This is a genomic window from Roseofilum halophilum BLCC-M91, from assembly GCF_030068445.1.
Classification (GTDB): Bacteria; Cyanobacteriota; Cyanobacteriia; order Cyanobacteriales; family Desertifilaceae; genus Roseofilum; species Roseofilum halophilum.
The window spans coordinates 1-10,938 of record NZ_JAQPOK010000043.1; the positions used below are offsets into that span (position 1 = coordinate 1).

General features: G+C 47.6%; 11 protein-coding genes and 2 pseudogenes. 2 read left to right on the forward strand and 11 right to left on the reverse strand.

The features are described 5' to 3' along the window. Positions 1–158: 158 nt before the first annotated feature. Genes PJF56_RS05765 through PJF56_RS05785 form a run of 5 tightly spaced genes read right to left on the reverse strand, consistent with a single transcriptional unit; the run spans position 159 to position 3,906 of the window. The gene (locus PJF56_RS05765; RefSeq protein ID WP_283761694.1) at positions 159–617 is read right to left on the reverse strand and encodes a DIP1984 family protein; all 459 of its coding nucleotides are present in this window, start codon (positions 615–617) and stop codon (positions 159–161) included. Positions 618–648: 31 nt separating this feature from the next. Next, positions 649–1,248 carry a hypothetical protein gene (locus tag PJF56_RS05770; RefSeq protein WP_283761695.1) on the reverse strand — a complete coding sequence of 200 codons (600 nt, stop codon included), beginning with the start codon at positions 1,246–1,248 and terminating at the stop codon, positions 649–651. 45 nt (positions 1,249–1,293) lie between these two features. Further along, positions 1,294–2,523, reverse strand: coding sequence for a BaiN/RdsA family NAD(P)/FAD-dependent oxidoreductase (locus PJF56_RS05775; protein WP_283761696.1), 1,230 nt, complete (start codon positions 2,521–2,523; stop codon positions 1,294–1,296). After that, positions 2,523–2,684 carry a rubredoxin gene (rd, locus tag PJF56_RS05780; RefSeq protein ID WP_283761697.1) on the reverse strand — a complete coding sequence of 54 codons (162 nt, stop codon included), beginning with the start codon at positions 2,682–2,684 and terminating at the stop codon, positions 2,523–2,525. Before rd ends, PJF56_RS05775 begins: the two co-directional genes overlap by 1 nt. A 34-nt stretch (positions 2,685–2,718) precedes the next feature. Beyond that, positions 2,719–3,906, reverse strand: a complete 1,188-nt coding sequence (locus PJF56_RS05785) for a TRC40/GET3/ArsA family transport-energizing ATPase (RefSeq protein ID WP_283761698.1) — start codon at positions 3,904–3,906, stop codon at positions 2,719–2,721. A gap of 175 nt (positions 3,907–4,081) precedes the next feature. On the opposite strand from PJF56_RS05785, the gene ccsB reads away from it, so the two are divergent. Both ccsB and tilS read left to right on the forward strand, forming a co-directional pair. Then, positions 4,082–5,089: a c-type cytochrome biogenesis protein CcsB gene (gene ccsB, locus PJF56_RS05790; protein WP_283761699.1), complete on the forward strand. Its 1,008-nt coding sequence runs from the start codon at positions 4,082–4,084 to the stop codon at positions 5,087–5,089. Continuing rightward, positions 5,073–6,068: a tRNA lysidine(34) synthetase TilS gene (tilS, locus tag PJF56_RS05795; RefSeq protein ID WP_283761700.1), complete on the forward strand. Its 996-nt coding sequence runs from the start codon at positions 5,073–5,075 to the stop codon at positions 6,066–6,068. The genes ccsB and tilS overlap by 17 nt, the downstream gene beginning before the upstream one ends. A 130-nt stretch (positions 6,069–6,198) precedes the next feature. Here tilS and PJF56_RS05800 read toward each other — a convergent pair whose 3' ends face one another. The 6 genes and pseudogenes from PJF56_RS05800 to PJF56_RS22070 form a co-directional block, all read right to left on the reverse strand. Next, positions 6,199–6,957 carry a class I SAM-dependent methyltransferase gene (locus tag PJF56_RS05800; protein WP_283761701.1) on the reverse strand — a complete coding sequence of 253 codons (759 nt, stop codon included), beginning with the start codon at positions 6,955–6,957 and terminating at the stop codon, positions 6,199–6,201. 103 nt (positions 6,958–7,060) lie between these two features. After that, positions 7,061–7,159, reverse strand: a pseudogene (locus tag PJF56_RS22065) (aminotransferase class V-fold PLP-dependent enzyme); the annotation flags it as partial. 114 nt (positions 7,160–7,273) lie between these two features. Beyond that, on the reverse strand, positions 7,274–7,684 hold the full coding sequence (locus PJF56_RS05810) for an HNH endonuclease domain-containing protein (RefSeq protein ID WP_347179455.1): 411 nt from the start codon (positions 7,682–7,684) through the stop codon (positions 7,274–7,276). Positions 7,685–7,808: 124 nt separating this feature from the next. Further along, on the reverse strand, positions 7,809–8,246 hold the full coding sequence (locus PJF56_RS05815) for a DUF29 domain-containing protein (protein ID WP_347179456.1): 438 nt from the start codon (positions 8,244–8,246) through the stop codon (positions 7,809–7,811). 88 nt (positions 8,247–8,334) lie between these two features. Then, positions 8,335–10,527, reverse strand: coding sequence for a transglycosylase SLT domain-containing protein (locus PJF56_RS05820; protein ID WP_283761704.1), 2,193 nt, complete (start codon positions 10,525–10,527; stop codon positions 8,335–8,337). Between the two features lie 298 nt (positions 10,528–10,825). Beyond that, positions 10,826–10,938 (reverse strand): annotated as a pseudogene (locus PJF56_RS22070) (photosystem II q(b) protein); the annotation flags it as partial.

Below are 10,938 nucleotides of genomic sequence, written 5' to 3' on the forward strand. Positions count from 1 at the left end.
CAAATCCGCTTGAATACCATAATTAAAAATGTAGGGAGCAAGATACTCCCACTCCAGTAATATCAAATAATTGAGGGAGTGCGGGCATCTTGCCCGCTAGTTTAACTCATTTTCATGTCCGCTTGCGGAAACCGGACTTGATATTAGTTCTTTTCGCTTCATTCGATCAAATCATTAGTCCAATTGGCTTGTTGAATTTTTCCATCTAAGATCCGATATTCCTTGGCTAATTTATCGGCAGATTTTTGGATATCGGCAACGGTAACAGAACTGACAAATTTAATTTCGGTTTTACTATACCGATTAAAAGTAGGGGTTGCTTCTGCGGCTAATCTAGTATACAAAGAATGCTTGAGTTTAAGATTATCTCGTTGAGCCAATGCCTCTATCATAGATATACCATTGTCTAATTGGATGGCGTTATTGGTTTGGTTGATTTTGACGACTAGCTTGCTGAATGCTTTTGCCGTTTTGTCATACTCCTTGAGTAAAATATCGGGGGCTTCAGCAGGAGTATCTCCTTCTTGGTATTTGGCATTTCGGAGAATGCGATCGCGCAGTTCTTGTAACCGACGGCTCAGTGCTGCTCTCTCTGTTAATGCTTCTGCTAATTTCATTTTGTTATCGCTGTATATTGATAATATCTTGTTATTCTAGCAAACATTGATGAAATAGAGCATTGATAACGGCAAAGAGTCGATCTAAATCACCCATAACATAGGGGACTGAGTTGCGGGTAAATTCATTCCCTTTGAGTTGTCCAAATTCCCAGACTCGACCATTAGAAACGATGCCGATAATTTCCTGTTTGAAATCATCATTTATTTTCTGGATAGCGACTAATTCAGCTAGACATTGCCCCCATCCTTCTTCAAATTTATCTTGTTTGGCTTCAATGACCAGAAAATAGGGTTTGTCAAAAATTAGATGACCTAAAGGATTGAGTTTTGCCACGACATAATCGGGTTGTCCGTAAAGGGTTTCATCATAAGTTAGTGTGGGATGACTCCATAAGACTAATTTATCGTAGTATGCTTTCCAAACTTCTTTTAAGATGGGGTAAATTAAGTTTTCACAAATGGCATATTCGGAATGGTAAATGGCTCCATGGGTGAGGATAAAATATAGGTCTTCGCGAAAAAAATCTCTAATGGTAAAGGGGCGTTCTTGTACAAAGTTGGCGATACGATACTTGATTTGGAATTGTTGGGCGACATCAGCAATACTTTTATATTGGCTAAAAGGCATGAATACAGCCTCCGAGGTACATTTTTGATTCATAGATTTGAGTTGTCATCCTTGTCTCATACCTTGTCCGGCTAACCAGCCGGTTGTCCAAGCATTCTGGAAGTTAAAGCCGCCGGTAATGCCGTCGATATCTAGAATTTCACCGGCAAAATGCAGGCCAGGACAGCAGCGACTTTCTAGGGTCTTGAGGTTGACTTCTTTGAGGGGAATGCCGCCACAGGTGACGAATTCTTCTTTGAAAACGCCTTTGCCGCTAATTTGATAGGTGTCTTGAGTGAGGGCTTGTAGGAGTTGGTTGAGTTGTGCTTTGGAGAATTGCGCCCACTGGAGGCGATCGCCCACCTCAATCTTCTCCAGTAAATATTGCCACAGACGACGAGGAATCAGCACGGGGCAATTGGCCCATAGAGTTTTTGCGCCTAACTGGGATTTTACCTTGAGCAGCAATTGTCGCAGCTCATCGGGGCGAGACTGGGGTAACCAGTTTATCCTCAAGGGGGTTTGATACTGAGTTTGTTTTAATTCTCTGGCTCCCCAAGCGGATAGCTTCAAAATGGCGGGGCCACTGAATCCCCAGTGGGTGACTAAAACGGGGCCGGTTTGGGTTAATTTCAGTTTGGGTAAGTTTACCCGCGCTTCGGTAACTGAAATTCCGCTTAATTCCCGCAGTGCAGAATCGTTAATTTTGAACGTAAATAGGGAAGGAACGGGAGGAACCAGGGTATGACCGAGACGTTGAGCGAGTTGATATCCACTGGGATGACTCCCTGTCGCGAGCAAAACCCGATCGCCGCTCATTTCCACTAAGTCTTGGCCCGACTTCACCTGTACTCGAAACTGGCGATCGCCTCTATTCACTCCCAAAACTGGCGATCGGGTGTGTATTTGGACTCCCAGGGTTTTCGCTTCTTGGATTAAACAATCGGCGATCGTGCGAGAATCATCCGTTATGGGGAACATGCGGCCATCGGATTCCGTTTTCAGAGAAACCCCATGGGACTCAAACCAGGCGATCGTATCGCGAGGTTGAAACCGAGTAAACGCCCCCCGCAAAGCCTTAGACCCCCTGGGATAGGACTGCACCAGGGTGGCCGGATCGAAGCAAGCATGGGTCACATTGCACCGGCCTCCCCCAGAAATCAGCACCTTAGACAACAGGGTTTTTCCCGCTTCCAGCAGAATCACCTCCTGTTGGGGGTGCGCCGTTTTGCAGGATAGGGCTGCAAAAAAACCCGCCGCTCCCCCTCCAACAATCAAGATGCCATCATTACCCATTAATCTGCTGGTTCAAAATCCTCTTTACCTACACCACAAACCGGACAAACCCAATCATCGGGAATATCCTCAAACGCTGTTCCTGGTGCAATTCCACTGTCTGGATCTCCTGCTTCAGGATCGTAAACATAACCACAAACGTTGCAAACGTATTTTTTCATAAATGCCTCTTGAGCATCTGCAACAATTTTTATTTTAAGCCTTCACCATCTCCGTAAACCGAATCTTAAGATAATCTTCCTCCATTTTCGCCCCAGACGGACTCAAAGCAGCCAAAGATTGGGGTAAAACTAAATTGCGCCGATGGTTGCCAATGCGTACATTTAACTCATCCCCAGTTTTATTCAACTGAATTTGGTCTTTGGGAATACCCGGTAAATACAATTCCAAGCTATAGTGATCCGCATTTTGTACCACCCGAATCGTATTTTCTTCGTAATAAACCTGAGTCGGGTCTTCGTCTTTATAGAGGGTTTCCTTCAAGCGTTCCAAAGATTCTAACCCACACATCTCATCGGCAAAGAGGGGTACTTCTTTTACCGGAAGCGGGCTAAAGTTTTCATGAATTTCTTGGCGGTATTCCTGTTGATGAGCCTTCCAGCGTTGGAAAAAGGGATCGTTGACTTCATCGGGAATAATGCGGTTAGCAATGACTAAATCGGTGGCTACATTATATAAGCTCAAATAGGCATGGGCGCGTAAAGATTCCTTGATCACCATTTTCTCTGGATTGGTCACCAAGCGTACCGAGGTTTGGTGATTGTCGGTTAAAACGCGCTCTAGTGCTTCGATTTGCTCGTAAAATTCATAGGGCGCATCCATCACTTCTTTATCTGGCAAGGAAAATCCAGCGATGGGCTTAAACAATGGCTCAACTAGGGGACGGAGCGCCACAGACATGCCCTGCAAGGGCTTGTAAAACCGTCTCATGTACCACCCCCCAACTTCGGGAATACTCAGCAGTCTGAGGGCGGTTCCGGTGGGGGCAGAGTCGATGATCAGCACATCATATTTGCCTTCGTCATAATGGCGCTTCATGCGGACTAAGCCAAAAATTTCATCCATTCCTGGCAAAATGGCCAGTTCTTCGGCTTGCACCCCATCTAAACCCCGCGCTTGCAGGACTTCGGTAATGTAGCGTTTGACGGCTCCCCAGTTGCCTTCTAGTTCCATGAGCGCATCGAGTTCTGCCGCCCAAAGGTTGGGTTTGACCGATCGCGCTTCGTGACCTAATTCGAGATCGAAACTGTCGGCTAGGGAGTGGGCCGGGTCGGTACTTAGCACCAGGGTTTTATAGCCCAATTCTGCACAACGCAACCCAGTTGCTGCGGCTACGGAGGTTTTCCCCACTCCGCCTTTCCCAGTCATTAAGATTACACGCATAGATGGTTTAGCCCTTCCTGAAAATGGGTTTACACTTCTTTACTTTACCGGGTTTTCTCGTCCATTGGGGAATGGGCAAAAGGCAAATATGCTATGGCATTGCGTTTAGGTTGGCTCTATTTCCGATAGGATCTAGAAGAAGAGAACATTTTAACGTTGGGAGAACTACAAGATAATGGATCTGGTCACGCTCCAGAATAGCCTAGATAATCTAAGCTTTGCCGTCCTTTTGGTGACGATGTTACTCTATTGGTCGGGGATGGCTTTTCCGAAAATTCCCTATTTAGCGACCCTGGGAACCGCAGGGATGGCGATCGCCAACTTGTCCATCGCCTCCTTACTCGGCGCTCGTTGGATCGAAGCGGGATACTTTCCCCTCAGTAACCTCTACGAGTCCCTATTTTTCATTGCTTGGGGACTGACTGCCACCCATCTGTTGGCGGAATATCTGAGCCGTTCCCGGTGGGTAGGTGCAGTCACTTCTCCTGTTGCCATGGGGATTACTGCCTTTGCTACCCTGTCTTTACCCGGTGAAATGCAGGTAGCTGAACCCCTAGTTCCGGCGCTTCAGTCCAATTGGCTGATGATGCATGTGAGCGTGATGCTTCTGAGCTATGCCTGTTTGATGGTGGGTTCCCTGTTGGCGATCGCCTTTTTAATTGTCACGCGGGGGCAAGCCGTCAGCCTCACTGGTAGCTCCTACGGCAATGGCAACCGTCGCCAAACGCCCCTAAATAAGCTGCAAACGGTCTCTGATGTACCCTCTGTTCAGTTCAGCAGCAATAGCAGTAGCGGCAGTGTTGCCACCCCTACCCTAGAGCGGATCAGCCTGGAAACAACCCCTACTTGGTCGCCAGAAACCTTGAGCCTGGCCCAAGTTTTGGACAACATCAGCTATCGGATGATCGGACTGGGTTTTCCTCTGCTCACCATTGGCATTATCGCTGGAGGAGTCTGGGCTAATGAAGCTTGGGGATCTTACTGGAGTTGGGACCCGAAAGAAACCTGGGCCTTAATCACCTGGCTGGTTTTCGCTGCCTATCTCCATGCTCGCATTACCAAAGGCTGGCAAGGTCGCCGTCCCGCTATTCTCGCGGCTGCTGGTTTTTGTGTGGTCTGGGTGTGCTACATGGGCGTTAATCTGTTGGGCAAAGGGTTGCATTCCTATGGCTGGTTCTTCTAAACCAGATTGGAGCGACTTACACGCTAGGTTCCAGGCGACGTTGCTAAAGCGGCCCCAACTGCTCCCCCCCCAGGAGTCCCTGTTGGTGGCCGTTTCTGGAGGTCAAGATTCGGTTTGCCTCCTGAAACTGCTCCTAGATTTGCAACCCAAGTGGGGATGGCAGTTAGCCGTTGCCCACTGCGACCATCAAATGCGATCGGATTCGGCGGCCAATGCCCAGCAGGTCTCTGAGATGGCTGGGCATTGGAACCTCTTGTTTTATCAAAAAAACGCCAATCGCCCCCTTCACGGGGAAGCGGCTGCTCGCTCCTGGCGTTATTCTGCCTTGATAGCATTGGCTGAAAGTCATGGATTTTCCAGGGTGGTGACGGGACATACCCAAAGCGATCGCGCTGAAACTCTGCTCCATAATCTCATTCGGGGTAGTGGACTCGATGGACTCGCAGCCCTGAGTTGGCAGCGTCCCCTGACGGAAAAGGTGCAATTGGTGCGGCCGATGCTGGAAATTGGGCGATCGCAAACCGCCCAATTTTGCCAACAGTTCCAGCTCCCCATCTGGGAAGACAGCACCAATCAAGACACCCGCTACACCCGCAACCAGATCAGACTGCACCTTATCCCCGCCCTAGAGAGCATTAACCCCAGAGCCTCTACCCATCTAGCGACAACAGCCGAACTCCTAGAAGCCGATGTTGAGTATCTGGAATCCCTGGCTAAAACTCTTTATACCCAGGTCACCCACCCCGACTTACCGCAACTCAACCGCCAACTGCTTGCCGACGCGCCCCTCTCCCTACAACGGCGAGTTATCCGCCAATTTCTGATCCTCTGGTTACCCCAGTCCCCCAACTTTGCCCAAGTGGAAAAAGTCACCCAGTTAATCGCCGCTCCCAACCGCTCCCAAACCGATCCCTTTCCCGGTGGCAGCATTGCCTGCGTTCAGCATCCCTGGATTCAATTGAAACTGCGCGGTAATTAAATGCCCTAATTAAAAATCCAGGGAGCAAGATGCTCCCACTCCAGTCCTATCAAAGAATTCGAGGAGTACGGGCATCTTGCCCGCTTCTCTTTTCCCATTTTCATGTCCGCTTGCGGAAACCGGATTTATCCTAAAACCGAGAAGGACGATACAACACAGAAATGTTTTGCAGCCGTTTAGCTTCCTCCATAAAATGGGGATTTTTCAAGACCCGGTTATTTTGATTCCAGTGAGAATCTTTCACCTTAAACGTCGATAAACAATCCTTCAGTATCTCATCCTGATCCCCCCAATTAATCCATTCTTGGCTTAAGCATTGCAGTCCCGCCCGATCGCAATACTCAGCAAACAAATTAGCTGTCATACTTTCCGCTCGCATATGGGGATTAGGAAACGGGAGATTCCCGTCACCATCCTTAAAATGACCGATATTAGAATGATGAAAAAATCCGGCTCCATTGGGCTTGAGCTTGCGCCCTAGCTGCATTAAGTAGGCTTGAATCACATCCGATTCGGCATGAACCAAGGAGTCAAAGCTAAACACAAAATCAATGGAGCGGTCTGGAATCATATCTAAGGACTTGCCATCATTCACATAATAGTTAATATGGGAATAGTTAGCAAACCGTTTTTGACAAATTTCAATACAGGGTTCAGCTAAATCAACAATGCTTAACTCTTGGCAATAATCCTTGAAATAGGTGGTAAAGCGACCATAACCTGGAGCAATTTCTAAAATACTACCCGTGGGAATGAAAGCTTGAATCCGAGGATACAGGGTTCCCCACCATAAAAACTCCGTGCCGCCCCAAGCATGAGACCATTCATCACCTTGATCAGACCAGCTATAATTTGACCAAAATTCTAGGTTATATTCAACAGTGGGCATAGTTTACGAATAGGTAAGGGTTTATCGGATTCTTCTAGTTTAAAGGTTTAGACGGATTTGATCTCACTTTCTAGGCAGCCATTTTTTAAGTTAGGAGTTGATTGAGTTGATGGCGGATGCGGGCAATGATGGCGCTGTTGGGGATATGGGGAATGGAAATGTGCAAGTTGTTTCCGGCTAAACGGTGGTGGATATCGCCGTTACAGAACCAGGGGACACAATGGAATGCCCTCTCCCTATATCCCTCTCCTGCGGGAGAAGGGGGTAGGGGGGATGAGGGGCACAATGTTTCGGCGATCGCTGCCATGAACGTAAATCATGTAGAAATGTTATACACCCATCCCTGGCTAAATCCTTGCAGACTCGCCAAACCGATCAAAGGGTTTACCGTGCGCTCATAAGCATGGGTTAAAATCTCTAAATTCAATAAATCCTCGCCCTGACTCACTTTGAGTTCAGCAATAAAAGACTCAGTATACTTGAGCCATTGACTTTTGGGATAATTTTGGTGAGAAACGGTTAACCCTAAATGCTGTAACCCTACGAATTTATCAAAATACGCTGGAGAGGGTAAGTTATTAGACTTAGCCGAATTAACCGAGGGTAGGGTAGGAATCAGATTCCAAAGGCGATCGTGAGCGACAAATGACCAAGGCAAATAATGATCCAAAGAAATTTGATTCGGATCTAATCGAGTTTGAGAGTAAATACAGTGAGCCTCTTGCAGAAGTGTTGAATGTTAAGAATAGATAAACAAAACTAGATCAAATCGCTCGGTCAACTAATTCATGAATTGGAGTAATGGCTGTTAGAGACATGATTAATTTAGATGAAAATACCGAACAAAAGAGTTATGAAGTCCAAAATTTTTCCGTTAGCAAAACTTCTAAATCTTCTGGGAACGGACAAACTTCAGGAAAATCGATCTTTGGGTAAATATCTTCCACATCCGATCGCGCATCTTCCCAGATTTCCGAGAAAATCTTGGTAACATAAGTTTTGAGGCTCGGTGAGCTACGCAATAAACGGCGAATTTGTTTGCGCTGTTCCTTGATGGTTAGCTCCCATCCGCGATTATCATAGGCGCTATCGACATAACAGCGCTTTAATAGATGTTCGAGTAAAACTTCTAAGCGATTTTCCAGTTGCTGCCGTTCGCTGCGTCCCAAGGATAACAGTTCCTCTTCAATATTGTCCCAATCTATTGCCTCTAAATCACGGTTACCAATAGAACGAGATTGTTCCTCAGTCCATAGGAGAAAATCTTGTTCATAGAGAGAAGCTGCGATCGGATTTTTTACATTATGATTCATGGTTTATTCCGGGTAAAAAAGTAACTCCGATCGATCCCATTAAAATATCCCTAAATGACCGAATTTAGTTAATTTTTGACATTTTTTGGATGATTTCAGGATTATACAAGCGCATATAATTCCAATAATTTCCAAATACGGATTTGACATAGCCATAGGTTTCGGGAAAAGGAATTTTTTCCACAAATTCATCGGGATCGCGGAACCCGAACCGGTTCAACCAATCGGCTACATTTCCCGGCCCAGCATTGTAACTGGCTACAGCTAATAAAGAGTTATTGTTATACTCGCTGTGGGTGTAGTCCAAGTACCAGGTTCCCAACTTAATATTATCATTGGGATTGTCCAACTGATAACTGGCCAGATTAATCCTACCGGCTATCCATTCCCCAGTTTCGGGCATGACTTGCATTAAGCCTGTCGCCCCGACAACGGATTTGATGTCGGGCATAAACCGGGATTCTTGGCGAATTAGAGCCGTGACTAAAAGGGGATTGAGTTGCCGATCTTTTGACCAACTTTGAATGGGTTCTAGATAAGGAAAGGGATAGAGTTCCTGCCAATAGGCAAGTTGTTGGCGGAGCATTTGATATTGGTTTTGCTCTTCGGGATCGTCTCGCCAAGCGAGGCTATTGAGCATGAAAATTCCGTCTAAATAATCGCCGACTTGCAAGCGCATAATCCCATCCGTAAACTGTTGGGCAACGGTGGGTTCTATGGGGTTGGTAAATTCCACTTGCCAGAGAGTCCAAGCGTCTCGATCTTGTCCCAGTTGATGGAGTTCTTTGAGGGTTTCGGAACCGGCGGGTAATCGGAGGCGAGGGGCGCTATATTCTACGTCGGGTTCGAGATAGCGAATGGTGGTAAAGTCGCCGACGTTCCATCCGAGCATGAGGGCCGATCGCCAGGCATAATAGGATTCAGGGTAGCGCTGTAGCACGTATTCATAGGCGGTTTTGGCATCCCGCTCTCTGCCAAGTTTTTGCGCCCATTTCCCAACCCAAAAGGCGGCTTCTGGAGCATAGTCAGTATCGGGGTTTTCGACGGTGATTTCTTGTGCCAGTCTCCAGGCTTGCAGGAGGTTGCCGTTGTCGGCTGCGTCTTCGGCTTGTTGCCATCTGAGTTTGGCGGCTTCTTCTGACTTGCTGTATTGGGTTAAAACTGACTGTCGTGCCTGTTTCGCCGACTCGGAGCTTTTGAGCGCGTTTAGGACTTTGCTTTGTTCGATCAGGGCTTCGGGGGCTTTATGGGGAAACTGGGCAATGACGATATTTAGGTACTCTTGGGCGGGTTGCAGATCGACTAAGCGAGACAGATGGATTAAGCCTTGGGCGGTTTCTTTCTCATTGGGATAACTACTATACAAGAGTTTATAGGCAGCGATCGCCTCTTGGGTTTTGCCTCCGAGTTGCAACCCTCTACCTGCCCGATATCGGTTTTTCGGAGTTGCAGGCGCTTTGGCATAGGCTGCACCGGCTTTGCCATAGTTGAGTTTTTCCCAATAGCCAAAGGCAATCATTTCCCAATCTTCAGGGCTGAGTTGGGCGCTGTGGGCACGGGTAAGGCGATCGAGAATGTCGGTATAGTCGGGTTTGTAGAGGGCATGTTGAGCCAGTAAGCGCAACAGGGGCAAGGAGTTGGGGTTAGTTGTCAGTTGATTGGCAGCAATTTCTACAGTGCGGGGATGGGCGGGAAATTTGGCGATCGCCTCTTCCCATAATCTCGGATTGGTTTTGCCTAACTCAAACAGTGCTTCTGCCGCCACGGGATGATTGGGATGGGTGGTCAAAATTTGTTGCCAAGTGGCTGCTGCTTGCGTTGTGTCGCCTAACTGAGTGTAAGCTTGGGCGCGTAAGGAGAGGATATGAGCCGCTAGAAGGGGGTAACGGGTTTCTAAATCTGCTAAAGTGGCGATCGCCTCCTGGGGTTGATTTTCGGCTAACCGATCCATCGCCAACAGATAGCGAGCGCGAGGGTATTCTCGATGATTCGGTTGTTGGCTCATCGCTTCGAGATAGGGTTGGCGCTCTGTCGGCGAAAGGTTTACCAATTGGGCAATCTCAGACTTCTGCACTTGGGCAGGGGTAAGCTGAAACGTCGGTTGTTGGGGGTTAACTTGTGGAAACCAAGAACGCAGTTCATCGGCGATCTGGCGATCGAGATGGGTTTGATGGAGGAGCAGCCCCCCCGCAATCGCCCCTAGACTGACTCCGGCGATCGACAATATCACAGCAAGACGAGATTTAGCGTTAGACATGATTGGGGTACAGATAGCGATCGGGTTAGGAGACGAGCAGAACTGGGGCATAGGTTTCAGCAAGTATAGAGGATAACCCCTACGCTGCATATCCCCCCACTCCCACAGGGCGTTATATTTTGATCTTAATCGCAAATTTTGATCCTGGCGATCTCACTATTGAGCATGGGGGGATCAAAATGCAGGGCAGAACAGCGCAAACTGCTGTATCGGCATCTTCATCCCCAAAAAACCAAAAAAAACGCCCCCCGCAAGGAGAGCGTTTTTTTAAGATTAAATCAAGAGTTCAAGCCTTGAATTAACCGTTGATAGAAGGAGCAGTTAAAGCTACAGGAGCTTCTTCACCAGCAGCCAAGTCTAAGGGGAAGTTGTGAGCGTTGCGCTCGTGCATTACTTCCATACCTAAGTTGG